Source organism: Cyanobium sp. T1G-Tous (assembly GCF_024345455.1).
Taxonomy (GTDB): Bacteria; Cyanobacteriota; Cyanobacteriia; order PCC-6307; family Cyanobiaceae; genus Cyanobium_A.
The window spans coordinates 1-24,908 of sequence record NZ_JAGQBD010000031.1 but is presented as its reverse complement, the minus strand read 5'-3'; the positions used below and the strand labels follow the sequence as shown (position 1 = coordinate 24,908).

The window sequence follows — 24,908 nt, the reverse complement described above, 5'->3', positions numbered from 1 at the left end:
TCAGTTTTCGTGTCGCCTCCAGCGTCATCGCCCCCCGGTTGTCGCCGGCGACAACCGGGGGGCGATCAGTTCCCCTCACCGGCCAACTTGATTGACGCCAATCGGCCAAGGGGCTTGACGCGGGACACCAGATGATCTGGTTCAGGCGATGGCGGTATTCATCGCTGATCACCCGCAATGGGAGCAATGCAGATTGATGCAGTCATCTGTGGCGGGCTTGCCGTTTCAGCAGGGCTGCAAGCAGCCCGCAGTGGTCAGGCACTACCTAGATGGACTGTTTCGCGGACCAAAGCAGGTGCCCGGTGAGCCGGTAGCGCTATCAAGATGAGGCCATGAAACAGCTATCCGGCAAAGGCAAACCGAAGTGGCTGGTGCTGGCCGGTCAAATGCTGGCCGGATGCGTTTTTGTTGCCATGACCATCAGCGTTCTTCCGGCGCTGCTGATGATGTCGCTTGTGACGGCCTTGCTGCTGATCCCTGTCTTGAGGCAGGTTCGCAAGGAGGCAGAGAAGTCTGGAATTGACCTGAGTTCACCTCCAAAAGACATGGTCAATGTCACCCCTTTACATCGGCGCCTACAACAAGACCTCTTGAAATATCTCGGCCTTATACGTTGACTTAAGCGGCCCAGCCTGGGCTAGTCATGGCTCCTTTGCTTGGAGATCACGAGCATGGGCTCATGCTTTGAGCGACATTTCTTCCTGGCTAGTGCGCCTAAACATGTAACCTATGCCTCGCGTTGTGAGAATAAGCTCTGGAACTTCTACGTCTTCTTCCACTTTTGCGCGCAGTCGTGATATGTGAACGTCTACTACTCGACTGTCGTTAGATCTCGTGGGCTTATACCCCCAAACCTGCTCGAGGATGTCCAGCCGGCTGACTGGCTCACCAGCACGGTTAATCAATAGCTCTAGCAGGCTGAATTCCATTCCCGTAAGACGGATGCGCTCATCACCACGATATGCCTTGCGGCGCGTTAGATCCACCCTGAAATTCCCAACAATCAGCCAATGACTACTTGCGGGCTTGCGGTCTGCACCATTATTTGTTTGCTTGCCGCTGAGAAGGGATGGAGAGCTTCTTCTCAGCACACAGCGAATACGTAGCTCAAGCTCTTTAGGGCTAAATGGCTTGAGTATGTAGTCATCGGCGCCAAGCCTTAGTCCAGTGAGGCGGTCGCCTACATCACTCAAAGAAGTGAGCAAAATAATCGGCACTTCTGATTGAGCTCGGATCCGCTCGGTCACAGCGAAACCATCAAGCTCTGGCATCATCACATCAAGAACAAGTGCATCCGGCTCAAAGCTGCGGAAGAGTTCAAGAGCATTCATGCCATTGACTGCCGCTGCCACCTCAAAGCCAGCTAGACGCAGGCGCGTTTCCAATATGCGCCGGATATTCGCCTCGTCATCGGCGATCAGTATTCGGATGGGATGGGTGCGACGTTCTGGGGTCAAGACACTCCAAGCGCCGCAAGATGGGGCAAGACTTAGGAGGAAACTCCGTTGATCGCGGATTACGAACAAGAATCGTCATTGAGGCAACTGCCCTATCCGCCGCTCCTTGCCCTTGCTCCTAACGGAGCAAAGCCTCAGCTTTTAGTTGCTGCAGCAGCCACAGCAGCCGGCACCTCCAGCTGGTGGGCTGATCTGCACTGCTACTGCTTGCTGCTCTCTGTCAAAGGTGCAGAGGAGTTCAGCTAGCAGGCGGCCTGCCAACCCTCGTCAGCGCTGCACCTCCCAGTAGTGCCAGCAGCAGGTTGAGGGTGGAATCAAAACCCATCTGCAATTTCTCAAGCGTGCCTGGGCATACCTGACCAACTGGCCGGCCTGCCAATGCCCGTTGGCCGCAGACCCCAGCAGCAAGTGAATAGATCAAAAGCTGGGTGCAGATCACTACCGCCAGGGTCTTAAAGACAAAGCGCTCACGATCAAAGGGGGGCTTACTGCCCTGCTGGGTAGGTGGCAGCAAGGGCGGCAGCTCATCGCTCATGCATCTGCACCTTCAACCCTGTCCACTGCCTGTTTACGGCTGGCAGGTCAGTAGCCAGCCGGTGCCATTGCCATCGGCCTCCCAGCGGGGTTGCCAGTTCTTCCAGCTGTAGTGCTGGCCTGCGCCGTTGGTGTTGGCGGTGTAACCACCAGCGACTAGATCAGCTTCTCCATTGGGGTCGTTGTGAATTGCGACCGCCTCGGTGAAACCGATCACCACACTCCAATGACCCCCACCTGATGGCGCAGATACAGAACCGTGATGCAGCCAGCCCACTGCCACTGGCCGCCCCAGGTTGATCTGCTGCTCCAAAGCTGCTCGATCACCATTGGTCGCAAAGTTGGCCGTAAGCCCCAGGGAGCGCAAGGCAGAGAGCTGGGCCTCTGCACTAGTGCTGTCGCCGTACTTGGCGCGGATGGCGTTGTATTCATCGTCCGAGCTGACCTTGCCCCAATAGCGGGCGAGCATGGCGCAGCTACTGGAGAAGCACTCGCGGTAACCGGTGCCGGAGGCGTTGTCGTTCTGGTTCTCCCAGGCCACCGGCAGGGGATTGGTATGGGCCGGTGCTGGGGGAGTCGAGGAGAAGGTCTGGCGCCAGGGAGCGGCTTCGGTGAGGACAGCTGGGTCAGCACTGATCACGGCGAGCCGCAACTGCTCAATCCCCTCGAGTTGCTGGGGCTCTGCCTTCCAGACATTCCAGAACTGCTGCCAGCGCTCAGCTGTGAACGGTGCCTGGGCAGCAGGAGAGGTTGTAGTCATGGCAGCAGAACAGTCCTTTGCTGTTGCCGCGCCAGACCAGCCCGCTAAACCTAATTTCGTGTACTAGAAGTTGGACGAGTGGGCTGCAGGTTGTCAGCTTTTAGGAGGCGCGCGAGCTTTAAGGCGGTGCTTGATTGCCTAGAGGCTGACGCCGTTATCCAAGAGGCCAGCAGCTGATCCATTGGCTTCTGCGGGGATGGTTTAGCCCCGTTCCTGCCAACGCTTGGGATCTTGGCGTCCATGGACCGCCAGGACAATGATTTCTGTGGCTTCCTTTCGGAAGTAGATCGCGTAGGGAAAGCGCTGCAGAATCACGCGCCGAATTGGCCCCTGCACTTCCGGGTAGCGAAATGGGTGAGCTTGGATTCGCTCAACGGCATCAACCAATGCCACGGAAAACAATGCACCAAGACCCTCCTGTTGTTGCTCGTACCAATCACGGCTGTCGATGACGTCCTGCCGTGCCTCAGGTAGGAACCTGACCGACAAGTTCATGCCAGACCCAAGTCCTGACGAACGACATCCCAGCTAACGGCGCGCTCTGGGTGCTGCTGATGCTCGGCCCAGCGCCGCTCAAGTTCAGTGGCTAGCCCAGCATCAACTGTGAGTGCTTGCTCCTGTTCGGTGGTCTCCAGGCTGTGCCAAAGCGCCATAGCCAGTTGGACCCGCTCAGGTCCTGGCAATTGCAGCAGCTCATCCAGCGTGCTGGCCCCCATGAGAATTCGGGCTTCTGTTAGCTCAACCGTAGCGGCACTGGCTCGGCAATAGCCCCTGACCTCCCTGGGGCGCTGCCCCCTGTGCCATGGGCCTCACCTTGATCGAGGCAGCCAAATACGAGAACAGGCTTGAGCATTTAGCTGTGCTCAAGACGTTTTCAGAGGGCGAACTGCTCGCCCAGCTGCCGTTCATGAATATTGCCGGCAGCGGCCTGTTTTATTCCGCAGAACAGGAGCTGCCATCTGTTGGCTTTCGCGCTGTAAACGAGGGCTATACCCAGAGCTATGGCGTGGTGGACCAGCGCGCAGAAGCGGTGCACCTATTTGGTGGTGACGTGGATGTGGACCGCTCGATTGTTGACCTGATGGGCCCTGAGGCCCGAGCCAGCCAGATCGAAATGAAGGTGCGCTCCATGCGGCTCACCTTGGAGGCAACGGTGATCAATGGCGATAGCAGCGCCAACCCCAGGGCATTTGACGGCCTCAGTAAGCGCCTGCAGCCAGGCGATGCGATGGCAATCGACAACGCCGGCAATGGCGGTGCTGGCGGCAGTACTGCTCCTGGTGCACCGCTTGATTTCGATCGCCTCGATGAGTTGATCGATTCGGTGAATGCCTATGGCGGCAGCAAGGTGCTGGTGATGAGCAAGGCAATGCGCCGTCAGCTCAATGCCCTGGCCCGCGCCTCCATTGGTGGTGGGGTGTATCAGACCAGTACCAACTCCTTTGGGATGACGGTGCACCGCTACCAGGACTGCGAGCTCGTCACGGTTGACCGCGATGCCCAGGGCATTGAGGTGATGGGTTACGACGAGGCCGGCGGCACCAGCTCGATTTACTGCTGCACCTTTGGTGATCAAGGCGTCACCGGTTTGCAGGGCCCCTTCCAGGGTCGCTATGGCATTTCGGTGCGGGACCTGGGCGAGGTACCTGATGCCCCGGTGTTTCGCACCCGCGTCGATTGGTACGTGGGCTTTGCCGTGCTGCAGAGCCGCGCTGCTGGCCGTCTGTTCAACATCACCCCTGCTAACTGAGCCATGAACGGCAATCCCTTGCTTGATGCGGAGACCACCTTGGTGGGCTGGACCAACCGCAGCGCCATACGCAATTTGGAGCGCACCTTCCTCTCTGGAGAAGAGGTGCTGCTTACAACCAAGCTCGATGCAGCGTCACGCTTCTCAGTAGTAGCAAGTAACCCAGGCTCTGCTGCTGCTGTTGAAATTCAGGTGTCCTTTGCGCCTGTGCTGCGTGATGGCACAACCGGTAGCTGGGTGGTTGCTACCACCGTTGCACTGCCAGCAGAAGGCGGGCGGGTGGAGGCGTTTATCAGTGGACGTGACATCCAGCTCAATGCTGCTGATCTAGCGGACGTGGACCTGCCAGCGGTCTGCTTTGCCAAAGCAGAAGTGAGCCCCGAGACCCCAGAGGGGATGCACGTGGGACTTACGGCCACTATTCCTGCTTGATGGTGACTCCTGTGCGCCATGACCTAAGTGATCCAGCTATTCCTGAGGGAATGGTGCGGATCAGTGCTGGAGCAGAGCACCGCTTTATATGGCCGGTGCACCTAGGCGGCTGGCAAAGCCTGGGCTGGCAGCTGCAAGAGGCTGCAGCAGTTACATCTATCGGTGCGATACCAGAAGAGCTGCTGCCTGGCGTCGCTCCAATCGATCTGATCGCTATGGAGCCCGAACAAGTAGCTCAGCCACCGCTCGCTGTTGAACCAGAAGAAGTGCCAGAAGCGCAATGGGATCCAGAAGCCGAACCAGCAGCAGAGCCCGAGCCAATACCAGCACCTGACTTTCAGGCCATGACCAAGGCGCAGATCCTTGAACACTGCTCCAGCGTCTATGGCGTCGAGCTCGATGGCAGCCAGACCAAAGCGGAGCTGGTGGAGCAGGCCACGGCACTGGCGCAGCAACCCGAGCAGCTGCTGCCTGATGTGCTGCTGGATGACCCCCTGATTTAACGAGGTTCAGCAGATGACCATTGCCATGCGCACCAGCGTTGCGATCAGCAGTGGCGGCATCAGCGCGCAGCTGATCCGCCTGCTGCCGCCTGCTGGCTGTCCTGGTGAGGCGGTGTGGGTTCCGCCCAATGAGGTGCAGCGCTGGGAGCAGCTGGGTTTTTTTCGCGGCTCGGTACCTGCAGCTGATCTGGAGCTGGCCTGGTTGCCCGCTGAGGGATCAACCGGTGATCTCGCCGGCAGCATTGCAGTGGAGCTACTGCTCAATCCGCGCAGCACCCCGCCTAACGCGGTGACGATTGATTGGGGTGATGGGATGGCTCAGACCATTCCCTGGGTAGGCGTAAACGGCAACGGCCGGCTGCGGCACTGCTACATGAGCCGCGCCCAGTACCTGGTCAAAGCAGAGCTAAGCGGCAATGGCATTACTGCTTCCCTGCTGGTGAGCTTGGCGGGCTGCTCGATCTGGTCACCGGAACCACCAGCACCTGGTCCAAATCCTGGCCCGGGCACCGTGCTGCCCTTGATTCCTTGTGCTGGCCTAAGTGGCGCTGCTTACGACGGCAGCACAACCCAGCAGTGGAGCCTGACGAGATGGAGTGGTGGCAGCAGTGCTGGTGGTGTGCCGCCCAGCGATGGATCCAGCGCCTTGTTCCTTTGCGCTGATGGCAGCTGGGCCATGCCGCCTGGCAGTAACAGCGGCACCCGCTGGTGGAGTGGTGATGGACCGCCCGGCTTGCTGCCTGATGCCAGGGCTGGCGACTTCTACCTCGACACCACCAGCGGCAACCTCTATCAACTGGAGCTGAGCTGATGGCCTGGACCATCAGCAGCAACCTCAAGGGTCCCTCGATGTTGCGGATAGGGCGGCTACCGGCGGCACTAAGCACGGCGTCTAACAACAGCTGGCTCAACCTGTTCACCACAGAGCTGGCGGCCCAGCAGGTGCTCTCCTTCTCAGCCGAGCTCTACTTCTCGAGCGGTGCCAACAACACCGGCCTGGTGACCACCCTTTCAGGCCCCACTGCTCCCCAGTCGGTGATCTACAACCTGGTGGGCGGTGAATCACTCACCACCTTTCGCAACCTCACTGCTACTAGCTACGACACACCCCTGATCGGCACCTCCTCGGCAGGTAGCTCAGTGCTCAGGGCCCTGGTGAGCGGCACGGTGGAAAACGGCGCCAATGGCGGCAATCTCAGCCTCCGCTTTCGCTCGGAAATGGCCGGTACGGCGGTGACGGTGCTGCGCGGCTCTTGGTGGCAGGTGCTGCTGCACTGAGCTGAGCTGAGCTGAGCTCAGCTGAGCCGAGTGCAACTACGGCAATAGGGGGTGTGTTCTCGCCGGCAGCCGGGCCGCAGCAATGCGATGGCATGGATTCCCTCCGGTTCGCTCAAAGGTCCGCAAGGTGATCGCGGTACGCAGGGACCCCAGGGAGTGCAGGGCCAACCTGGAGCCGATGGCGCTCAGGGAGTTCAAGGCCCCCAGGGTCCAGATGGGTTGCAGGGTTTATCTGGCCCAGAAGGACCACAGGGCCAGCAAGGCATCCAGGGCGCAGCGGGCCTTGGCATCACCTTCCAGGGGCAGGTGGCAACTGTTGAGGATCTACCTGCTGATGCCGAACAGGGCGCTGCCTACATCGTGCAAGCCGATGACTCGTTTTGGGTGTGGGATGGGGGCAGCAGCAGCTGGGTGAATGGCGGCTCAATCCAGGGCCCCCAGGGCATCGCTGGCCCGCAGGGAGCGCAAGGACTGCAAGGAGAGCCTGGACCTCAGGGCCTGCAGGGAGTGGAGGGCCCGGCCGGGACGCAGGGCATGCGCGGTACGGGGTGGTTCAGCGGGGCTGGGGCACCTGCGGCTGTAATCCCTGGCTCGATCACCGGCGACCTGTATTTAGACAACGTCACTGGTGATGTGTACACCTTGAGCTGAATGGCGAGCTGCTCCCTTGCTGGCAACCTGCAGGGACCGAGCTGCGGGCCATCAAGGTTGCTAGGTGCGCTCAGCAGATCGCTCCTGCGATCGCAACGCTGCACCATTACGCCAATGCGCCGCAATGTGCCTCAGGGAACCTGGCAGCAGGCACCAGTTCACGCGAGCTTGAGCCCATATCTGGTTTGAGTAGATGAGCTGGTCTGATCTGGAGCGGTTGGTGGCTGATGCAGAAACCAGCCCGGCGCTCCAGCAGGTCCTGGGCCAGTGCCATAGCCGCCAGGAGCTCCTACGCACCGCCCGCCAGCTGGGCTACCGGCTCACCAGAGCAGACCTACAAAACGCCTGGCTGGAGCATCACAACGCAGAGGAAGTGCAAGGAGCGGACAAAGCCTCCAATTACTGAGCCCCAACGCTTCTGCAAGGACTGGCGTGCCCTAGCCAGTCCCCGAGCTCGCGGGAGCCACGCAGCGAGGCAGGGCGCGACAGCATGTAACGAAGTCGTTACATGGCTCTCATGACAGTCGGGGAAGTCTTTCTGGAGTCGATCTCTAGCGGTGTGATTACGGAGCATGAGATCTCCTGGGTTGCCTCCCACCAAGGCGCCTTTGCCCGCCACGAGGAAGCCCTGGCGCTTCGGTTGGGGCGCTTGGTAGACGAGGGGCAGATCAACCTCGGGTGCCGCCTGCCTAGTCGTCTTGTCCAGCACAAGTTTGTGCTCAACGAATGGATCGAACCGCTCGGCCGGCGCCGCGGCAGAGCAGCTGTTTGCGCCTGACACCGCAGCAGCTCCCATGACTCAAGCCAAAACATTGCAGTACTGGCAGAACATGCGGATCGCCATGGAGGCTGCCGGTGCAACCTCAAGTGCCATTTACAAACGAGCCCTGGCGATTACCCAGGGGCTTCCAGATCCCCTCGCCCCCTCAGGATTCAGCTCGGTCGTAACGACTAGCCCCCTTTCAGAGCCGGGGGCCGCAGCTCCGGCGGCGGCCTTCCCCGTCAGCCTGAGTAGATGCACGCCCCCTCCCCCATTGCCACGACCATTCACAGCCTGTTACATTAGCCGTAACAATCCGTAACAGACATGACTGAGTCCGCCCGTTTTGGTTTCGTTGCTTTCGCTGAGACCTGGAACGGCCGTCTGGCCATGCTCGGCTTTGTTATCGGTCTTGGCACCGAGCTCCTGACAGGTCAGGGCATCCTTTCCCAAATTGGTCTGGGTTGAGCGTCATGGAAACCGACTACACCGCTGCAATCTCGGTCGTTGCTCTGATCACCGCTGTGCTCTCGGCAATGACGATCTACGTGCTTAGCCGTCCAACGGACCTGGCTAAGAGGGTTGGATGATTTCTGCTATCACCATCGTTCTTATCGGTGCCTGGATTGTTGGTGCTCTCAACCAGCCGGATCTTGCCGATTGAGCTTCTAGCTCTTGCTTATTTAGCATCCCAGCAACTCTTCCGCCACCAAAAGCCATGACCAACACTCCTTCCAGCGACCCAGCGCTTGATAACAGCGCGGAACAGCTGACCCTCATGGAGCAGCTCAAGCAAGTTGAACTGTTTAACGGCCGCGCCGCCATGGTTGGCATCGTCACCGGCATCGTGGTGGAAGGCCTCACCGGCTTTGGCATCGCCCACCAGATCGGCCTAGGCGCCTTGGTTGATGGCTATGCCGCCTGCCGTACCCAGTTCCTGCCCTTCTGCTTCTGAGCTTCTGCAGGCCTTTGGTTTTGACCCCTAAGTAATACCTGGGGGTTTTTGTTTGACGCCAGTGGATTAGCCGGCGGCCTTCAAGGCCGCCGGCTGGCTGGCTAGACGGACCAGCGCAGGGGCAGCTCAAGCTCCTGGGGCTCTTCTTCCAGCTGGATTAGCCACCAGGCTGCTGGATAGGCGGGCTCGGGCTGTGGCTCCTGCCATTGACCGGAAGACTGAGCTTCTTCCCAAGCATCAATGAGGGACTGAATGGTGGTGGAGAGCGGGAACATCGCTGTGATGCAAAGAACGCGCACCTGTCACCCCGAGAAGCGGGGAAAACTGGAGAGCGGTTTTGCAAAGCCGATGGGCCCCTACATCCAGCTGAGGTGCTGAATTGGTTTGAGATGGCTGATATAGGCAGACCTTCTGACATACGACTAGGCGTGATGCTTTCATCCACCTAGATCGCTGTTGTCGCGTCCTTAAGTGCACCCTGCAGGCCAGCACTGAGAAGTGCGCCCCAAAACATGGCAAGAGCGTTGGGGGCGAGAAGCACCAATGGCGCAGAACGTGTACAGCAGGCCAGCCTTGCGTGATCGCCTCAAGCGTCAGGTGTTGCGCAGCAGCAAAGGCGGACGGGCTGGGCAATGGTCAGCGCGAAAGGCTCAGCTTTTGGCCGCTGCTTATAAACGCGCTGGCGGTGGCTATAGGCAGGCAAGGACTGCAACGCAACGAAGCCTGGCCAAATGGAGCGCCGAAAAGTGGCGCACCTCCTCAGACAAGAAAGGACAGAGCGCTAAGGCGATTCGCGGCGCTAAGACCACTCGTTACCTGCCAGATGCTGCCTGGCGCCGGCTAACTGCCGCCCAAAGAGCAGCAACCAACAGAAAGAAGCTTGCGGGCAAGGGCCAATTTGTTAAAAACACCAATGCAGCAGCGCGGGCCGGCAGAAAAGCTCGCAGCAGGAGATAAAGCAGGCCGCCGCTACAGCGGCCTGCAGGAGCTCAGATGAGCGCCACCTCCCCCGGGAGGAGAACGCGGCGCTTCTGGGCTGCAGCCAATACTTCCTGGCGATAGAGCTCTTCTCCAGCGGCACTAAGGGCTGAATCGATGGCATCAATTCGTGCCAAGCACTGAGCGATGGCAGGCAGCACCTCTTCTTCTAAGAGGGTGATTTCCTCTTCTCCATAGGGCTGCTCGCTCCAGGTGCGGCGCAGCGGCAGATCACGGCGCAGCAGCTGCTCGATGGAGCGCGAGGCGCGATCAAGCAGCAGGAAGGGATCTTCTTCTGGCCGGCAGAACTTGGACTGGGCAGCTAGTGATGCCATGACTTTCGGCGCCAGGTGTGGCGCAGCGATGGGACCGATCCCAGAGGAGGTCCGACGTCAGGAGGGCCTCAAACTGGAGAGGCCCCGGAGTAAGCCACAGGCTTCAAGTCCCCGGCGCAATCGGACGAGGGCGCTACTCCCTGCATGGCAGCAGCTGAGAGTTAAACGGAAAACATCAACTCGCCGTATCCGAGGTGGTGCCCCAGTCACAGTGGGTTTGAACAAGATCCGCCACGGGCCATGCAGCGCATCATCCGGTTCATCGCTGCTGCCTGCCTGATATCGCTCCTTTCCGCCTGCGGCGGTGAGGGAGCAAAAGACAGGGAGGAAGACCAGGTAGATCGAGAGAGGCCCTCCCTTGGAGCATCCAAGGACGGTGACGAGGGTGAGGACAAGAAGGAGGGAAAAAAGGAGGAAAAGGAATCCCGCGAGGATGAAGATCGCGAGGACAGTGATTCGCCACCGGCTCGATCACTGCGTACCTGGGGGGTGGCCAATCCCATCAGAGCTGTGATTTGTTCCTAGCCGCTGAATCTGGTTGCACTGTTCAAGTTCTTTCAGGCGGTGAGATCCGTCTTGGGCCCACGCTCCCCTTGGTTTTCCACGGCAGCTTGCTGAATGCGGTAGGTCCAACGAACAGTTCTTCACGGCTCCTTCACCGGTCCAGCCGCGTCAACGCTGCTCCGCCCAGCAGCGCCAGCAGCAGCTTGAGGGTGGAATCACAGCCGCCCTGTAGCTGCTCCAGCGTGCCCGGGCAGATCTGACCGACAGGCCGGCCCTCCAGCGCCCGCTGGCCGCAGACCCCAGCGGCCAACGAATAGATCAGCAGCTGGGTGCCGATCACCACCGCCAGGATCTTGAACACAAACCGCTCGCGGTCGAACGGCGGCTTGGGCGGTCGGTCCAGTGGGCCTGAGTTCATCGCTGCTCTTCCTTCTCGATCAGGACCCAGCCGGCGGCAGCACCGGCCCCGCCTTCACTTTTTTTCCTGGAACACCCCCACATAGACCGTGCCCTGGCGGTAGAGGGGCAGCACCTTGTCGCGTAGATCGACGTTGTGAATGCGGAGGCAGCCCAAGGTGGGATGCAGGGGCTGCTGCGGAGCCCAGGCGCCAGGCCAGCCGCAGGCTGAACCACCGCCGTGGAGCATGATCCCGGCCCGGCCGGCCTTGATCTCCTGGCCTTCCAGCTCCTCCAAATCAAAGGAGTACCAGCCGTAGGCAATGGCGGTATCGGAGCAGGGGGGATTGGGGTTCTGCTCGTAGTCCGCATACAGCTGGCCCAGCTTGTAGAGACCCGGCGGGGTGTCGGTGTAGGTGTGGCTCCAGTCGGTGTCAGCGCCCTGCCCCCTCGCCAGACAGGGGAGCTTCCACAGGAACTTGCCGCTGTGGTCATAGGCCTCTAGGTCCTCATCCCGGTCATTCACCAGCAGATAGCTGTCACCGGGTTTGACCGGTGCTGGCTTCTGCGGCCCGGCCATGCTGGCTTCCTCTGAACCGCGGGGATCGAGGCCACCAGTAGGGGGCTGCGGCTGGGGTGGCTGCTCACTGAAGGTGACGGCCCAGGGTGCCTGCTCATCGAGGATCTCCTCACCGCGCTCAGTGCTGCTGATTGCCTCAAACAGCTGCAGAACACCGCGTTGCTGCTGCGGCTGGTCGCGGTAGAAGCGGAAGCGATCTGCAAATCGCTCGGCGCTCATCGGGGTGGTCATGGGGAGTGGAGCTGACCACTGCCTTTGCCAGCTGGTGCTCAACCCTGCATCTGCCTGGATCCCGCGCACCCGTGATGCGGTTTGATGGGAGACCCTGCTGATCCATCAGATACTGAGGAGATAGGACTTGTGCCATGGCCAGCGCAGCCACCCTGCTTGTATTCGGTCCTGATCAGGTGCTTGCACTGCTGCGTGAGCGCCAAAGCGAATGGCGGCAGCGCTATCAGCTGCAACGCATTGGGCTGTTCGGCTCTATGGCTCGCAACCAGGCCACGGCCTCTAGTGACGTGGATGTGTGGGTTGAACTCGATCCCCTCACGCCCTACGCCACCGTGCATCTAAAGCAGGAGCTGGAGGAGCTGCTGCAGCGCCCGGTTGATCTGGTGCGCTTGCGGGAGCGCATGAATCCCGCCCTGCGGCAGGCCATCCTTCAAGAAGGCATAAGCACGTGAGCGGTGAGCTGCTGTTGCTGCTTACCCCGCTGCGGCAGGCCCTGGAGCGGATCGAGCGCAAGGCGCAACCCTTGCTGAGGGATCCGGCACTGCTGGACCGTGAGGAAGGCCAGGACCTGCTCGATGTGATTTGCATGCAGTTCCTGGCAGCAGGGGAAGCACTCAAACGACTGGACAAGCTCCAGCCCGGTTTGCTCGCGGCCAGCTTTCCTGACATCGACTGGAAGGGAGCCATGGACTTCCGAGATGTCATTGCGCACCAGTACTTTGATCTCGATGCCGAGCAGGTGCTGCTGATCTGCCAGCAGGCCCTGCCCGGCGTTCTGGCTGCCATTCGCGACCTTGAGCAACGCAGTTAGGACACGACCTAAGCCAGGGCCGATGACCGCCCCCGGATGGCGGGGGGCATCGCGGGCCAGCGAGCCCAAACCCGCTGTTCCTCGGGCTCGCAGATGCGCTCTCAAAGCACAATCACCTGGGCGGCTGAACCCCAGATCAGCTGCTGATTGCGGGTCAGTAGCTGGGCCTGCTCACGCGGCAGCCAATGGGGACCGGCGCAGAGCTGCCCTTCCCCATCGAGAAACAGGCGCCGCGCCTTAGTTCTGCCCTTCGCGACAAGGTGAAAGAAGGCATGGTGAATCGAGCTGGCTGGCTCAGCCTGCGGAGCGCCTGCTGCTGCTCCCGCCGTCAGAGAGGGCAGCTCCCTAGGCCTTAGCTCAACGCCCTGATCTGCATGATCGCCGCGCGCAGCTCGAACTTATTGAGGCTGGGCCACCATCGGAAGGGCAGGAGCTGGTTGTCCTGCAGCACCAACCCATTCACCCGCTGACAGACGCTGTCCCAGCGCCAGTCCACCAGAGCCGCTCCAGCAGCGGTGTGCAGCGGCAGGAGCTGCTCCAGCCGCCGGCGCAGGAAAGAAGGCCGCAACCGGTCGCAGCACTGCCCCATCAGCTGGTGCTGGCTGCGTCGCCGCCGGATGCGCATGCCGGCCAGGCCTGCAATGGAAATCACCACGTCGCTCGCTCCATCAGTTGTGGGAGATCGGCCGCGCCGTAGTTGCCGGATCGCGCTGGAACAAACCGTCGAGGTAAAGCCGGCTCACGACCCGGTCCTTGCAGCCGTGCTGAAACAGGAAGCCCGCAAGCGCTGCCTGCAGCAGGCGGTACTGGTCCCAGTTGGGATGGCTGCTGATGAATTCCCGCATCGCCTGGTACAGGTCCTCCGGGAACTCATTGACGACGCTCACGTGGACCGGCAGATGGTCGGGGATCTGGCTCATGCGTCCATCACGGCAGTGCACCCATCAAGTCACGAGCACTGCACCAGCGTCAAAGCAGCAAAACCAGTCCGACAAGGCCGTGTCTTGTCGTGAGAAGTAAGTCCTGAACTGCCTTCCTGGCGGCTTGCTGTTGCTGTTGGGCTGGCCAAAACTCCCCGCTGCCGCCGGTCAAGAGGAGAGGGCTTTTCCACAGCGGGTGCTGCACTGCTGGCGCCAGCAGCGAGGTCTTGGGAGTTCAGCCTGTGGAAAAGCCGCCGTTTGTGGTGGGAAACCGCTGAATTCGGGGGAAAACCCCATAGCTCAGCAGCCCTGATCGATTCGCCCGCACCCCTGCAGCAATACCAATCGGGTTTAGCGAAACAACAGCTCCTGCCTGATCCTCAACTCACAACCACACCTGCAGCAGCCTCAGCGGTACTGGCACATCACGCATGAACTGGCTGGTGCGAACTGCCGTAGTGAACTTTCGGTACATGCGCTCGTGTTTTCCACGGCATGTCACGGCCAGGGCGCTGCTGCTGAGCTGCTGAGGAGTGAGCACCACCCCATGCCCTGAGCTGACCACCAACCGACGGTCCTGACGCGACCTGGCAACAGCTGCTGTTGTCACTGGGGCAAGGCCCCGGGAGAGTGCCCTTGGGCCTGACCTTGATTGAGGCGCAGAAATATGCCCGCCGCGCTGAACAGCTGGCGGTGCTCAAGACCTTTGCCGAGGGGGAGCTGCTGCGCCGCCTGCCCTTCCGCAACCTCGTTGGTGGTTCGCTGAGCTTCCCGGCTGAAACCAAGCTGCCCCGCGTTGGCTTCCGGGCAGTGAATGAGGGCTACCGCCAGAGCTATGGCGTCATCAACTCCGATTCGGAGTTTGTGCACCTATTTGGTGGTGACCTGGATGTGGACCGCTCGATCGTTGATCTGCAGGGCCCCGAGGCCCGTGCTGCTCAGACCGAGATGAAGGTGCGCTCGATGCGCCTCACCTTGGAAGCGGCGATCATCAACGGCGATGACACCTTCGATCCACGGGCCTTCAACGGGCTGAGCAAGCGCCTGGCACCTGGAGACGAGCAAACGATCGACAACGGCGGCAGCACCCTCAACCTGCTGGCGCTTGAGGCATTGAGCGACAGCGTGATCGGCTACGGCGGCGACAAGGTGCTGATCGCCAGTAAGGCCGCTCGCCGTCAGATCAGTACCGCCTCCCGTCAGGCCGGCGGCGAGCTGTATGAGGTGATCGATGGCCGCCACTATTTCGAGGGCATCGAGATCCTGCTGGTGGAGGAGGACGCCGAGGGCCATGCGGTGCTCGGTTACGACGAACCGGCAGGCACCACCTCGATCTACTGCTGCGTGCTGGGTGATGCGGCGGTCTGCGGCCTGCAGGGGCCGTTTGAGGGCAGGTATGGCATTGCGGTGCGTGATTTCGGGGAGGTGCATGACGCACCGGTGTTCCGCACACGGGTGGATTGGTACGTGGGCTTTGCGGTGTGCAACCGCAAGGCCGCTGCACGCCTCTACAACGTGGCGCCCATGCCGCTGGTGGTGCCCTAAGCGCCAGCCCTAACCCAGGAGGACTGCCCAGAACCACACATTCATTCCCCATAGGAGCCCTATCCATGACCACCCAAGCCACCCGGCTGCTCGATGCCCAGACGGTGCTCGTCGGCTGGATCAACCACTCGGCAACCGACTGCTACGAACACAGCCGCAGCAGCGGCGATGTCATCAACCTCGGCACCGACCTTGATGCCTCCTGCTCCTTTGTTCTGGTGGCCTCCCATCCCGGCCACAGCGACGCGGTAACCGTGACGCTGGAGCTAGCGCCGCTGCTGGCTGATGGCTCCGCCGGCAGCTGGATAACTGCTGCTGCTGTCGCTATCCCCGCCGCTGGCGGCAAGGTGGAGGCAAGCATCAGCGGTGCTGCCCTGCTGCTGAATCCAGCCGACAGCGAACTGGTCACGCCGCCCTGCCTGCGACTGGCCCGCGCTGTGATCTCCCCAAGCACGCCGGTAGGGATGTGCGTGGCGCTGACTGCAAACCAGGGGCTTTGAGGTGAGTGCCATGAGTAACCCACTGGAGTCACTGACCCTGGCGGCGGGTTCTGAGGCCCTGCCACTGCAACTACTGCAACCCCTCGATGGGGCCAACCCCGCCTCTACGCCCGTACGCCTCTCGGGCCCGGAGCAGCGGCTGAGCGTCACCCCGGATCCGGGAGTGGGCGATGAATCCCTGCTGCCAGCCAGCCAGCTGCTGATCGTCAAGGACGGCGAGAGCCGCTCGATCTGGCCGGTGCACCTGGCTGGCTGGCAGGCCCTGGGCTGGCAGCTGCACACTCAGCCGCCAGAAGCTGCGCCCGAGCCAGAACCAGTCCAGGAAGCAGAACCGGAGCCGGAGCCCGCACCGCAGCCAGGGCCGGAGCCTGATGCAGAACCAGCACCCCTAGCTGAAAGCAGCACCGCGGAGCTCTCCGAATTGCCCAGCCCCGAGCTGGTTGAACCGGCAACCGCCACGGGCGACACCGCTACCAGCGACGGAGAAGCCCTGCTGGCATCTGAGCCACCTGACTTCCAGGCGATGACCAAGGCCCAGATCGTCGACTACTGCTCGGCTGTTCATGGCGTGGAGCTCGATGCCAGCCAGACCAAGGCCGAGCTGATTGAGCAGGCCACTGCGCTGGAAGCCCAGGCCAGCGGCAGTACTACAGCCACCAGCGAGGGCCGCAACGATGCCGCGGATCTCGCGGCCCTGGAGCTGGGTGATGCCCTGCTCTGATCACGGCCAAATGCAACCGAGCCAGCGCATTCCTGGCTGGGGGCTGGCAACAGCTCAGCAGCACTGCCCTGGCGCCGATGGCCACTCCCGATCCGGCTGTGCTGGCCGAGCTGACGGCCCAGTGCCGCAGCAGCAGTCGGCCCCAGGGGGTGATCTTTCTTGGCCAGGCCCAGCTGCAGGACGGCGGCACCCCTGAACCACCCCCGTCCGGGGGCGTCAGTTCGGTGCAAGCTCTGGCGCCTCTCATCAGTGCCACCGCCAGCAATGGGGTGGTGGTGCTCGCGCTGGACCTGCGCCTGCTTGGCCCCCTGCCGCCCTGACCCGATCTCTGCTCTCTCAACCTTTTTTCTTTGCTGATCGCCATGGCCACCACCACCGAGAGCCGCACCACCGCCGGCCGTTCCCTGCCCCAGGCATCCGACCTGCTGCTGGTGCAGCGCGGCAGCACGCCTTACCGGGCCACTGCTGATGAGGTCAAGGCGTTCATGCTCACCCCGGCCACCGCGGCAGCGATCGGTGCGATCAAACCCGGCACCAACCTCTCGGTCGATGCCGATGGCACCCTCCATGCAGCCATCTCCGGTGCCCTCACCTACCGGGGCGCGATCGACCCCACCACCACTGAGGCCCCTGCTGGGGCTTCTGTGGGGGATGTGTACCTGGCCAGCAGCTCCGGCATTGCCCTAGCGAGCTGGAGCGGCATCGCCGGCCAGGACATCGCCCAGGGAGATCTGCTGCTGTTTGACGGCACGAACTGGAGCGCGAACGCCGCCCTGGGGCCCGACGGTGCCGGCGTGATTCGCATCCAGGTGGCCGCACCGCTGAGCGTCGATGAAAGCGACCCGGCCCAGCCGCTGCTGAGCGTCGAGCCCGCAACCACCGCCGCTGCAGGCGTGGTGCAGCTGGCCGATCCGTTGTCGCTGGCAGACGGCATGCTTGGGAGGGTGGTGGATGCGGCCCAGCTCCAGGCTGCGATGGCCACTGCCCAGCCGGCCGGCGACTACATGCCGCTGGACCTGAGCACCCTGCCGGCCCTGCCCTGAGTGCTGCAGCAGATGACCCTCCAACCAGGCGACCTGCTGGCGATCACCCGCCCCACAGGCCCAGCTGCCGGCACCTATCAGCTGCCTGCAGCAGCACTGGCGGAGTTGCTGAACCCGCCGCCAGTGCTGGGTATCAGCGGGGTGCTTTGGTCAACTGTGCGCTCAGCGGCGGAAAACAGCTGGCAGGCGATCTGCTGGTCGCCGGAGCTACAGCTCTACGCCTGCGTAGCGGGCAGCGGCACGGGCAACCGGGTGATGACCTCAAGCGATGGCATTCGCTGGAGGTCCCAACCTGCGGCTGCCGATTTGAACTGGGTGGCGCTCTGCTGGGCCAAGGAGCTGGGGCTGTTTGTTGCCGTCAGCGACAGCGGCATTGGGAATCGGGTGATGACCTCAGCGGATGGCCGCAGTTGGACCCTGCGCCAGACGCCAGCCGATAACAGCTGGACCTCGATCTGCTGGGCACCAGAGCTGGGACTGTTGGTGGCCGTCGCAAGCAGTGGCACGGGCAACCGGGTGATGACAAGCAGCGATGGCTTCACCTGGATCGCCGGCCCGGCTGCCGCGGATCAGGAGTGGCGCTCCCTTTGCTGGGCGCCGCAGCTGGGGCTGCTGGTGGCGGTGAGCAGCACCGCCGGCAACCAGCGGGTGATGACCTCAAGCGATGGCCGCAACTGGACATCGCGGACAGCTGCAGCAACCAATAACTGGACGGCGATCTGCTGGGCGGCGGAGCCGGGTTTGCTGGTGGCGCTGAGCAGCAGCGGTAGGGGCAACCGGGTGATGACCTCCCCCGATGGGATCAACTGGACGAGCCGGACCTCAGCAGCCGACAACGCCTGGACCTCCCTTTGCTGGGCGCCGCAGCGGGAGCTGCTGGTGGCGGCGGCCAGCAGCGGCACCGGCAACCGGATCATGACCAGCTCAGACGGCCTCAACTGGACGGTGCGCAGCTCCCCGGCAGACCTGGGCTGGCGCTCGCTCTGCTGGTCACCCCAGCGGCGTCAGTTCGCGGCTGTTAGCAACAGCGGCGCTGGCAACCGGGTGATGGTGAGCCCCTGAACCATGACTGACACCACGAAACCCCTGCCAGTGATTGGCTCGCGTTGCTGGCGTGACCTGATCAGCCCAGAGAGCGGCGCCACCGTGCTCAACCTGGCGGGAGATAGCAGTGACGCCGACCCGATGGTTGAGCTGGCTTACGACGAGGGGGGCAGCGGCTGGTGGCCGCTCTCCACGCTGGTGTTTGAGCAGCCATGAGCCAAGGGTCCTCAGCCCCCACCCACCAACTGCTGGCGCAGGGTGGCGGGGGCCTTCTTCTGTGCCCGCTGCGCCGCTAGGTGCACCTCACGGTGCGACACAGACATGGTGCTGATCTCGAGCTGCCTGGCAGCAGCGCGGACTGAAATGCATTCCCGATGCTTGCGCCGGTGCTTTTGATCGCTGTGGTTGTGCCATTGGTTGCGCGGCACTGTCGCCTTCTGCGCTGGCGTAGCGAGCCAGTCCGATCAGGCTGGCGGGCAGCACTTTCAGCCAACGCCATGCTCCGCATCCACGGCGATCGCAACAGCCTGCTGGCGGCCCTTGCTGCCCACTGGGTCGACCAGCAACTGCAGATCCCGCCGCCGCTCAAGTCGCAGGCGCGGCCTATCCGCCGCCTACCAGGTCTGCTGCGCTGAAGTGCCCTGGCAGCAATAGATGGATAGGGCCTCACTCCACCCCGCTCAGCTTCTGGCGCAGCGACGGGACCGATCCCAGCGGAGGTCCGGCGTCAGTAGGGCCTCAAACTGGAGAGGACCGGAGCAAGCCTTCCCCGCGTAACCGATCAATCTCCTGCAAGCCATCCGCCAACGGAGGTGCCAACCTGGATGCCATCAGTCCTTCAGTTGGAGAGCGCCGGTGGGAATCGCGATCGAGCTCAGTGACCAACAGGCCCAAGCCTTGAGCGAAACAGCACGCCGGCTCCACGTCAGTGAGGCCGATCTCGCTTCTGCTGCAGTGCGGGATCTGGTCGCTCGGCAATCGGTTGACTTCCAGACCGCTGCGGATCGGGTGCTCAACAAAAACCAGGAGCTCTATCGCCGGCTGGCCTGATGCGCTGGCTGAGCCTGGCGGAGGTGCTGGAGCTGCATCGTCGCTTGATCGAGCAAAGCGGAGGCATGCCCGGTCTGCGGGACCTGGGCCTTCTGGAGTCCTCCCTCGCCCAGCCCCACCAGAGTTTTGGCGGTGTTGATCTCTACCCAGGACTGAATGCCAAAGCCGCAGCGCTGGGGTTCTCCCTGATCCAGAACCATCCCTTCGTGGATGGCAACAAGCGGATCGGCCATGCCGCCATGGAAACAACCCTCGTGCTGAACGGCGTCGAGTTGACCGCCACAATCGATGATGCAGAGGCCGTTGTTTTGGCAGTGGCCAGCGGCGAGCTTGATCGCGAGGCCTTCTCGCGCTGGGTCGCAGATAACCAGCAGACGACCGAACCGTTCTGATCCGTATCAGCAACCTTCGGAGTTGGTGTTCCTGCAGTGACTAGGGAGGAGGGCCTCAGCCCGCCCCCGCCTACCAGCTGCTGCCGCAGAGCCTCAAGCGCTTTCTTCTGGGCCCGCTGCACTGACATGGCGCTGATTTGCAGCTGCTCTGCCGCCTGCCGCAGTGACAGGCCCTCAAGGATCGTGAGCCTCAGGGCCGTGGCTTGCGGCGCAGGCAGCTGATCTACTAGCTGCTCCAGCGCCAGATCATCAGCGGGCCCGGCTGCTTCTTGCTCTGGGGCCGCCAGCTGATCGAGCAGGCACGGCTCGCCATCGCCGTGGCCATCAAGGCTGATGTGACCCAGGGGGCACTGACCCTGCTCATGCAGCCGGCGTGGGATGCGCACCAGCCGCACCCGATCGCGCAGGTGATGCTGCAGGGCCCCTGAGATGCAGCGGCGCAGATAGGGCTCTGCCGGCTCACCTGCTTTGCAGCGCAGCACGGAGCGGAGCAGGGCTTCTCTAGCTACCTGGATTAGATCCTCCCGCTCGACCAAAGGGAAGAAGCGGCGGGCTACAGCTGAAGCAACGGCATCAGCCAGGGAGAGGTGCTGGAGCACAAGGGCATCGCGGGCACGGAGAGCAGAGCGGGAAAGCGGGGCAGCCATCTGGGGACGGCAGAGAACCCCACCCCCAACGGCCAGCCGCAGGGATGTGACAAGGACGCCCTAACGGGGCGCATGGCCCGATCCTTGACGCAGCGCGAGGACTGGACGAGGGATTCAGGTGGGTGTTTGACGGCCCGGTGGCAACCAGCCCCAACGACCCCGCTACGGCTGCAAGGTCCCAGCCCTAGGGATCTGCCAGCACAGCCTGTATCGAATGCCCAGTTGACACTGCTGCAGGGAAGCTGAGGCCGGCATGGCCATTAACGGGAAGCGGCAATCCCAGCCTACTTTTTCGCACGAGAAATAGCTGCAAAGGAGATTGGGCGGGCAACAGTGATCTCGCTGCGATTCACGGCCATGCAACTGATCCAACTGGAGCGGGACGACTGGAACTTCTTCTGCCCGGCTACCGGTGAACCTGTCTTTAAGGAGACGGGAGAGCCCAATGCCTCAACGGTGCGTGGCTTCTGGTGCCATGAGGTGCCGGATGAGCCCGAACTGCTTTGCGACGAACTGCAGCCCCAGTGGGCTGCCCATGTCGCCATTCAGGACGCGCTCGAGGACGGGGCCGACGTGGCGGCCTTCCTAAAGAGCGTGGACAAACCGAACTGGGTGGCCTTTGAGATCACCTGCTGCGGCTTTGCTTGTGGCCCTGTGAGCAGCACGACCTGGACGGTGCTTGACCTGAACTGCTCGGCGGAGTGATTTCAATGCGCTCTGCTGATGGCCCTGCCATGGGCAAACCACTGCGAATTGGCAGCAATCTTTCAACCAATGCAATATCTGCATGGAGATGCTGTTTCGCAAATGGAATAGCTGACATCAAGATTGCTGGCCATAGCGTTCATGGCAGAGAAACACCACAGCGAAACGCTTTTTTGGCTTCCTTCACAGCCATTCCAGTGCCAAGATCAGCCAGGACCTGCCAGCTGATCGCCTTGGCCCGCTCAGCCCCCAAGGCGCCTCGCTACTGCCTGAGCTTCACCTCTGCAGGCCTGAGGCCTGAGCTCGCGGCTGTGATCGCCGGCATCCACCAGGAGGAGCAGGGCGACTGGGCCCGCACCAAGGCCGCAGTGCTGGAACGCAACGCCCTGCAGGCCCGATCGGCCAGCAGCGGCAAACGCCTGGAATTGGAGCTGCGTCAGCGGCTGCAATGCCTCACTGGCCCCCAGCTGCAGCTGCTGGCACGAGGAACGAGCGATGAACGCAATGCGATGGCCTGGCTGGCGGTGCTGAAGCGCATTGAGATCGCGGCCGACCTGACGCGCGAGGTATTGATGGGCAAGCTCAGCAGCCTGGATCCGGTACTGCGCCGTTCAGACATGGCGGCCTTCTACGAGGACTGCGAGCGGGATCACCCAGAGCTGACGGCTCTAGCACCTTCCTCTCAGCAGAAGGTGCGATCAGCGCTCCTGCAGATGCTCAGGGATGCCGGCCTCCTGAGCGGCAAGGCGGGTAAAGGGGGAACGCTTGGCACGGTGCAGCGGCCGCTTCTCTCGCCGCAGGTGCAAGACGTGGTGGCCAGCGACGACCCAGCGCTGCTGGCTGGATTCTTGCTGCACGCTCCGGCCATGCCCGCCAAAAGCCGGAAGCCAGCGACCTCGCCAGAGACGGCATCCAAGCCAGTGGCGAAACCTGCAGTGCACGCCTCCGCTAAGCCGAAGGCGAAGGCTGCTTCCAAACCAGCAGCCAAACCCAAGGCGGCCGCCAAGCCTGCAGCCAAAAAGGCCGCGCCAGCCCAGAGGGTGAAAGCATGAGCAGCGTCAGCGGCCTCGACAAGCGCCTGCAGGAGGTGCTCACCCGCCCCGATTTCCTGGAGATGCGGGGCGTGGCCAAGGAGGTGCCGATCTTCATTCAGACCTACAGCCCCGCCGATGAAGACCAGCTGCGGGTGGTGGTTAAGGGGGCTGAACAGTTCCTGCGCAAGCAGGGGCTGCGGGTGAAGCAGGTGGACCTCTTTGAGCTGGTGCTGCAGCTGCTGGAGGCCAAGGGCTACCTCGATGTGGTGCTGCAGGAGGAGGCCGGCTGGAGCAAGAGCGACCTATTTGACACCCTGCAGAACGTGGCCGAACCCACCGCAGCCCTAGTGCCAAAGCTGATGGAGGCGCTGGGCGATGACACCCAGATCAGCCTGATCACCGGATCAGGCCGGGTGTATCCGTTCCTGCGTACCCACACGATTCTCGAGGCCCTGCAGCCAGCGATGGTGCGCCACCCGGTGGTGATCTTTTTCCCGGGTGAGTACTCCCAGGACGCCGACGGCGGCTCCTACCTGCGCCTGTTTGGCACCACGACTGCCAGCAAGATCGAAAACCCGCATTACCGCGCCACCAACCTCGACTACTTCGACACCAAGAGCTCATGACTGCCACCACCATCCAAGAGCTCTTCTTCAAGCCGGTTGATCGTCCGATTGATGGGGTGATCAAGGCCGATGACGAGCGACATCTGCAGGTCGAACTCGATGAGTACGTGATCACTCGGGAGGTGAGCAAGGGCCTGGGTGCCTTCATCGATGCCTACCTGCACAACCCCACCGCCAATGGCGTGTGGATCTCTGGGTTCTTCGGCTCGGGCAAGTCGCACCTGCTGAAGATGCTCTCGCTGATGCTGGATGGCGATAAGCGCGTCTCCTCCGAACAGCCGGGCGAGCAGAGCAAACGGCCGGTTGAGATCCTGCTGCCAAAGGTGGAGGACGAAATCCTCCGCGCCGACCTGAAGAAGGCAACTGCAATCCCGGCACGCAGCCTGCTGTTCAACATCGATCAGAAGTTCGATGGCATCGGCGGCACCCACGAGGCACCGATCCTCGAGGTGTTCATGAAGGTGCTCAACGAGCTGCAGGGCTACTACGGCAACCAGGGCTATGTGGCCCAGTTCGAGCACGACCTCAACAAGCGCGGCCAGTTCGAGGCCTTTAAGCAGACCTACGAACGGGTCAACGGCCGCAGCTGGGATAACGACCGTGATGCGCTGGCCACGGTGACCAAGCGCAGCTTCGCGAAGGCCTATGCCGAACAGTTCGGCGGCAGCGACGACGACGCCATCAAGGTGATTAATGACGCCAAGGACAGCTACCGCCTTTCAATCGAGGGCTTCGCTAGCCGGGTCAAGGAGTACCTGGCTAGTCAGCCGCCGGGCTTTCGGCTCAACTTCTTTGTCGATGAGGCCGGCCAGTTCATCGGCCAGGAACGCAGCCGGCTGCTCAACCTGCAGACCGTGGTGGAGAGCCTGGCAAGCGCCACTGATGGGCGGGCCACGGTGTTCATCACCTCCCAGGCCGACCTGGAAGGAATCCTGGGCCAGGTGAAGTTTGAGCAGGCCGACGACCTGAGCAAGATCCAGGGCCGCTTCAAGACCAAGCTCACTTTGGCCAGCGCCGATGTGCAGGAGGTGATCCAGCGGCGGCTGCTGGCCAAGACCCCGGATGAACCGGAGCCGCTGATCAATATTTATGAGCAGGAGAGGGAGAACTTCACCACCCTGTTTCGCTTCAGTGATGGCTCAATTCAGCTCAAGGGTTGGAGCGACTGCCAGAGCTTCTGCGGTCTTTACCCCTTCCACCCCTACCAGCTGAGCCTGTTCCAGCAGGCGATCCAGAGCCTGGCGACCCACAGCATTTTTGAGGGCCGCAACATGGCGGTGGGCGAGCGCTCAATGCTCTCGGTGTTTCAGCAGGTGGCGATGGCCATCAAGGAGTTGCCGGTGGGGCGCCTGGCCAGCTTTGACCAGCTTTATGACGGCATCAATGAGGTGATCCGAGGCGATAAGAAGCAGACGATGGTGACCGCCCAAAACCAGGTGGGCGAGCTGGAGCTGCGCATCCTCAAGGCGCTGTTCCTTTTGAAGTGGGTGCCGCAGTTCAAGAGCACGGCGCGCAACATCGCGATCCTGCTGATCAATGAGCCCAACTTCGACATCCGCGCCCATGAGCAGGCGGTGAAAGATGCCCTGATTAACCTGGAGAGCCAGAGCTACCTGCAGCGCAGCAGCGAGATCTACGAGTGTCCGTCGACAATGAAGTTGGCCGGTCGGCGACAAGCTCGTTGGCCGGTGGGGTGAGTGCTGGAGACCCTGGTGCCGATGCGCAGGGACCAGGGGATGCCGGCACCACTGACCAGCCACCAACGC

The 24,908-nt window shown here is 62.1% G+C and carries 41 protein-coding genes and 1 pseudogene; 29 read left to right on the top strand and 13 right to left on the bottom strand.

The genetic code is table 11. The features are described from left to right. Positions 1–136: 136 nt before the first annotated feature. Together KBY75_RS14155 and KBY75_RS14150 are read left to right on the top strand one after the other, a co-directional pair. Positions 137–328 (top strand): DUF2811 domain-containing protein, encoded by a 192-nt coding sequence (locus KBY75_RS14155; protein WP_255024386.1) that lies wholly within the window; start codon positions 137–139, stop codon positions 326–328. Positions 329–332: 4 nt separating this feature from the next. Then, entirely contained in the window at positions 333–617 is a 285-nt protein-coding gene (locus tag KBY75_RS14150) for a hypothetical protein (protein WP_255024384.1), read from the top strand. Positions 618–677: 60 nt separating this feature from the next. On the opposite strand, the gene KBY75_RS14145 is transcribed toward KBY75_RS14150, so the two are convergent. The 5 genes from KBY75_RS14145 to KBY75_RS14125 form a co-directional block, all read right to left on the bottom strand. Then, complete coding sequence (locus tag KBY75_RS14145; RefSeq protein WP_255024383.1) at positions 678–1,457, bottom strand: response regulator; 780 nt, start codon at positions 1,455–1,457, stop codon at positions 678–680. 238 nt (positions 1,458–1,695) lie between these two features. Continuing rightward, positions 1,696–1,992, bottom strand: coding sequence for a hypothetical protein (locus KBY75_RS14140; protein WP_255024382.1), 297 nt, complete (start codon positions 1,990–1,992; stop codon positions 1,696–1,698). 33 nt (positions 1,993–2,025) lie between these two features. Beyond that, positions 2,026–2,751 carry a C39 family peptidase gene (locus tag KBY75_RS14135; RefSeq protein WP_255024381.1) on the bottom strand — a complete coding sequence of 242 codons (726 nt, stop codon included), beginning with the start codon at positions 2,749–2,751 and terminating at the stop codon, positions 2,026–2,028. 201 nt (positions 2,752–2,952) lie between these two features. Then, positions 2,953–3,246 carry a type II toxin-antitoxin system RelE/ParE family toxin gene (locus KBY75_RS14130; protein ID WP_255024380.1) on the bottom strand — a complete coding sequence of 98 codons (294 nt, stop codon included), beginning with the start codon at positions 3,244–3,246 and terminating at the stop codon, positions 2,953–2,955. Then, positions 3,243–3,467 carry an addiction module protein gene (locus tag KBY75_RS14125; protein WP_255024379.1) on the bottom strand — a complete coding sequence of 75 codons (225 nt, stop codon included), beginning with the start codon at positions 3,465–3,467 and terminating at the stop codon, positions 3,243–3,245. The genes KBY75_RS14130 and KBY75_RS14125 overlap by 4 nt, the downstream gene beginning before the upstream one ends. An 86-nt stretch (positions 3,468–3,553) precedes the next feature. Here KBY75_RS14125 and KBY75_RS14120 point away from each other — a divergent pair, with 86 nt between their 5' ends. The 10 genes from KBY75_RS14120 to KBY75_RS14075 all read left to right on the top strand — a co-directional run bounded on the left by KBY75_RS14120 (position 3,554) and on the right by KBY75_RS14075 (position 9,080). Then, the gene (locus tag KBY75_RS14120) at positions 3,554–4,501 is read left to right on the top strand and encodes a major capsid protein (RefSeq protein WP_255024378.1); all 948 of its coding nucleotides are present in this window, start codon (positions 3,554–3,556) and stop codon (positions 4,499–4,501) included. 3 nt (positions 4,502–4,504) lie between these two features. Further along, complete coding sequence (locus tag KBY75_RS14115) at positions 4,505–4,933, top strand: hypothetical protein (RefSeq protein WP_254932206.1); 429 nt, start codon at positions 4,505–4,507, stop codon at positions 4,931–4,933. Beyond that, positions 4,933–5,436 (top strand): hypothetical protein, encoded by a 504-nt coding sequence (locus KBY75_RS14110; RefSeq protein WP_255024377.1) that lies wholly within the window; start codon positions 4,933–4,935, stop codon positions 5,434–5,436. The genes KBY75_RS14115 and KBY75_RS14110 overlap by 1 nt, the downstream gene beginning before the upstream one ends. A gap of 13 nt (positions 5,437–5,449) precedes the next feature. After that, positions 5,450–6,247 (top strand): hypothetical protein, encoded by a 798-nt coding sequence (locus KBY75_RS14105; protein ID WP_255024376.1) that lies wholly within the window; start codon positions 5,450–5,452, stop codon positions 6,245–6,247. After that, positions 6,247–6,714, top strand: a complete 468-nt coding sequence (locus tag KBY75_RS14100) for a hypothetical protein (RefSeq protein WP_255024375.1) — start codon at positions 6,247–6,249, stop codon at positions 6,712–6,714. Before KBY75_RS14105 ends, KBY75_RS14100 begins: the two co-directional genes overlap by 1 nt. Before the next feature lie 87 nt (positions 6,715–6,801). Next, a complete protein-coding gene (locus tag KBY75_RS14095) occupies positions 6,802–7,365 on the top strand; it encodes a hypothetical protein (protein WP_255024374.1) in 564 nt (187 codons plus the stop codon). Between the two features lie 193 nt (positions 7,366–7,558). Further along, entirely contained in the window at positions 7,559–7,771 is a 213-nt protein-coding gene (locus KBY75_RS14090; protein WP_255024373.1) for a Nif11-like leader peptide family natural product precursor, read from the top strand. 111 nt (positions 7,772–7,882) lie between these two features. After that, on the top strand, positions 7,883–8,143 hold the full coding sequence (locus KBY75_RS14085) for a hypothetical protein (RefSeq protein WP_255024372.1): 261 nt from the start codon (positions 7,883–7,885) through the stop codon (positions 8,141–8,143). Between the two features lie 309 nt (positions 8,144–8,452). After that, on the top strand, positions 8,453–8,593 hold the full coding sequence (locus tag KBY75_RS14080) for a chlorophyll a/b-binding protein (protein WP_255024371.1): 141 nt from the start codon (positions 8,453–8,455) through the stop codon (positions 8,591–8,593). Between the two features lie 250 nt (positions 8,594–8,843). Next, positions 8,844–9,080 carry a chlorophyll a/b-binding protein gene (locus KBY75_RS14075; RefSeq protein ID WP_255024370.1) on the top strand — a complete coding sequence of 79 codons (237 nt, stop codon included), beginning with the start codon at positions 8,844–8,846 and terminating at the stop codon, positions 9,078–9,080. A 101-nt stretch (positions 9,081–9,181) separates the two neighbouring features. Here KBY75_RS14075 and KBY75_RS14070 read toward each other — a convergent pair whose 3' ends face one another. Together KBY75_RS14070 and KBY75_RS14065 are read right to left on the bottom strand one after the other, a co-directional pair. Beyond that, complete coding sequence (locus KBY75_RS14070) at positions 9,182–9,355, bottom strand: hypothetical protein (RefSeq protein ID WP_255024369.1); 174 nt, start codon at positions 9,353–9,355, stop codon at positions 9,182–9,184. Between the two features lie 714 nt (positions 9,356–10,069). Next, a complete protein-coding gene (locus KBY75_RS14065) occupies positions 10,070–10,393 on the bottom strand; it encodes a hypothetical protein (protein WP_254962242.1) in 324 nt (107 codons plus the stop codon). A 240-nt stretch (positions 10,394–10,633) separates the two neighbouring features. Here KBY75_RS14065 and KBY75_RS14060 point away from each other — a divergent pair, with 240 nt between their 5' ends. Further along, positions 10,634–10,918, top strand: a complete 285-nt coding sequence (locus tag KBY75_RS14060; RefSeq protein ID WP_255024368.1) for a hypothetical protein — start codon at positions 10,634–10,636, stop codon at positions 10,916–10,918. A gap of 130 nt (positions 10,919–11,048) precedes the next feature. On the opposite strand, the gene KBY75_RS14055 is transcribed toward KBY75_RS14060, so the two are convergent. Further along, on the bottom strand, positions 11,049–11,315 hold the full coding sequence (locus KBY75_RS14055; protein ID WP_255024367.1) for a hypothetical protein: 267 nt from the start codon (positions 11,313–11,315) through the stop codon (positions 11,049–11,051). 54 nt (positions 11,316–11,369) lie between these two features. Further along, entirely contained in the window at positions 11,370–12,104 is a 735-nt protein-coding gene (locus KBY75_RS14050; RefSeq protein WP_255024366.1) for a L,D-transpeptidase, read from the bottom strand. A gap of 134 nt (positions 12,105–12,238) precedes the next feature. On the opposite strand from KBY75_RS14050, the gene KBY75_RS14045 reads away from it, so the two are divergent. Together KBY75_RS14045 and KBY75_RS14040 are read left to right on the top strand one after the other, a co-directional pair. Further along, positions 12,239–12,556: a nucleotidyltransferase family protein gene (locus tag KBY75_RS14045; protein WP_255024365.1), complete on the top strand. Its 318-nt coding sequence runs from the start codon at positions 12,239–12,241 to the stop codon at positions 12,554–12,556. Further along, positions 12,553–12,915: a HepT-like ribonuclease domain-containing protein gene (locus KBY75_RS14040; protein ID WP_255024364.1), complete on the top strand. Its 363-nt coding sequence runs from the start codon at positions 12,553–12,555 to the stop codon at positions 12,913–12,915. The genes KBY75_RS14045 and KBY75_RS14040 overlap by 4 nt, the downstream gene beginning before the upstream one ends. Positions 12,916–13,267: 352 nt before the next feature. On the opposite strand, the gene KBY75_RS14035 is transcribed toward KBY75_RS14040, so the two are convergent. The 3 genes from KBY75_RS14035 to KBY75_RS14025 form a co-directional block, all read right to left on the bottom strand. Beyond that, positions 13,268–13,570: a hypothetical protein gene (locus KBY75_RS14035; protein ID WP_255024363.1), complete on the bottom strand. Its 303-nt coding sequence runs from the start codon at positions 13,568–13,570 to the stop codon at positions 13,268–13,270. Between the two features lie 13 nt (positions 13,571–13,583). Further along, a complete protein-coding gene (locus tag KBY75_RS14030) occupies positions 13,584–13,835 on the bottom strand; it encodes a DUF2811 domain-containing protein (RefSeq protein WP_255024362.1) in 252 nt (83 codons plus the stop codon). Between the two features lie 385 nt (positions 13,836–14,220). Next, positions 14,221–14,400 carry a hypothetical protein gene (locus KBY75_RS14025; protein ID WP_255024361.1) on the bottom strand — a complete coding sequence of 60 codons (180 nt, stop codon included), beginning with the start codon at positions 14,398–14,400 and terminating at the stop codon, positions 14,221–14,223. A 65-nt stretch (positions 14,401–14,465) separates the two neighbouring features. Here KBY75_RS14025 and KBY75_RS14020 point away from each other — a divergent pair, with 65 nt between their 5' ends. From KBY75_RS14020 to KBY75_RS13975, 10 genes are all read left to right on the top strand, one after another. Further along, positions 14,466–15,380: a major capsid protein gene (locus KBY75_RS14020; RefSeq protein WP_255024360.1), complete on the top strand. Its 915-nt coding sequence runs from the start codon at positions 14,466–14,468 to the stop codon at positions 15,378–15,380. Positions 15,381–15,445: 65 nt separating this feature from the next. Next, entirely contained in the window at positions 15,446–15,880 is a 435-nt protein-coding gene (locus tag KBY75_RS14015) for a hypothetical protein (protein WP_255024359.1), read from the top strand. Between the two features lie 10 nt (positions 15,881–15,890). Further along, entirely contained in the window at positions 15,891–16,601 is a 711-nt protein-coding gene (locus KBY75_RS14010) for a hypothetical protein (protein WP_255024358.1), read from the top strand. Between the two features lie 77 nt (positions 16,602–16,678). Further along, entirely contained in the window at positions 16,679–16,921 is a 243-nt protein-coding gene (locus tag KBY75_RS14005) for a hypothetical protein (protein WP_255024357.1), read from the top strand. Between the two features lie 42 nt (positions 16,922–16,963). After that, on the top strand, positions 16,964–17,644 hold the full coding sequence (locus KBY75_RS14000; RefSeq protein WP_255024356.1) for a hypothetical protein: 681 nt from the start codon (positions 16,964–16,966) through the stop codon (positions 17,642–17,644). 12 nt (positions 17,645–17,656) lie between these two features. Continuing rightward, positions 17,657–18,706 carry a hypothetical protein gene (locus tag KBY75_RS13995; RefSeq protein ID WP_255024355.1) on the top strand — a complete coding sequence of 350 codons (1,050 nt, stop codon included), beginning with the start codon at positions 17,657–17,659 and terminating at the stop codon, positions 18,704–18,706. Between the two features lie 3 nt (positions 18,707–18,709). Next, entirely contained in the window at positions 18,710–18,904 is a 195-nt protein-coding gene (locus tag KBY75_RS13990; RefSeq protein ID WP_255024354.1) for a hypothetical protein, read from the top strand. A gap of 281 nt (positions 18,905–19,185) precedes the next feature. Next, the gene (locus KBY75_RS13985; protein ID WP_255024353.1) at positions 19,186–19,323 is read left to right on the top strand and encodes a hypothetical protein; all 138 of its coding nucleotides are present in this window, start codon (positions 19,186–19,188) and stop codon (positions 19,321–19,323) included. 220 nt (positions 19,324–19,543) lie between these two features. Next, positions 19,544–19,738, top strand: a complete 195-nt coding sequence (locus tag KBY75_RS13980; RefSeq protein WP_254943080.1) for a DNA-binding protein — start codon at positions 19,544–19,546, stop codon at positions 19,736–19,738. Then, a complete protein-coding gene (locus KBY75_RS13975; RefSeq protein ID WP_315859098.1) occupies positions 19,738–20,130 on the top strand; it encodes a type II toxin-antitoxin system death-on-curing family toxin in 393 nt (130 codons plus the stop codon). The genes KBY75_RS13980 and KBY75_RS13975 overlap by 1 nt, the downstream gene beginning before the upstream one ends. A gap of 134 nt (positions 20,131–20,264) precedes the next feature. Here the strand turns inward: KBY75_RS13975 and KBY75_RS13970 are convergent. Next, positions 20,265–20,777 (bottom strand): annotated as a pseudogene (locus KBY75_RS13970) (sigma-70 family RNA polymerase sigma factor); the annotation flags it as partial. Between the two features lie 357 nt (positions 20,778–21,134). Here KBY75_RS13970 and KBY75_RS13965 point away from each other — a divergent pair. The 4 genes from KBY75_RS13965 (at position 21,135) to brxC (ending at position 24,839) form a co-directional block, all read left to right on the top strand. Further along, positions 21,135–21,482: a hypothetical protein gene (locus tag KBY75_RS13965; RefSeq protein WP_255024352.1), complete on the top strand. Its 348-nt coding sequence runs from the start codon at positions 21,135–21,137 to the stop codon at positions 21,480–21,482. Positions 21,483–21,715: 233 nt separating this feature from the next. Then, positions 21,716–22,534, top strand: coding sequence for a BrxA family protein (locus KBY75_RS13960; protein WP_255024351.1), 819 nt, complete (start codon positions 21,716–21,718; stop codon positions 22,532–22,534). Beyond that, positions 22,531–23,142: a DUF1788 domain-containing protein gene (locus tag KBY75_RS13955; protein ID WP_255024350.1), complete on the top strand. Its 612-nt coding sequence runs from the start codon at positions 22,531–22,533 to the stop codon at positions 23,140–23,142. Before KBY75_RS13960 ends, KBY75_RS13955 begins: the two co-directional genes overlap by 4 nt. Further along, positions 23,139–24,839, top strand: coding sequence for a BREX system P-loop protein BrxC (brxC, locus tag KBY75_RS13950; protein WP_255024349.1), 1,701 nt, complete (start codon positions 23,139–23,141; stop codon positions 24,837–24,839). Before KBY75_RS13955 ends, brxC begins: the two co-directional genes overlap by 4 nt. Positions 24,840–24,908 lie beyond the last annotated feature (69 nt).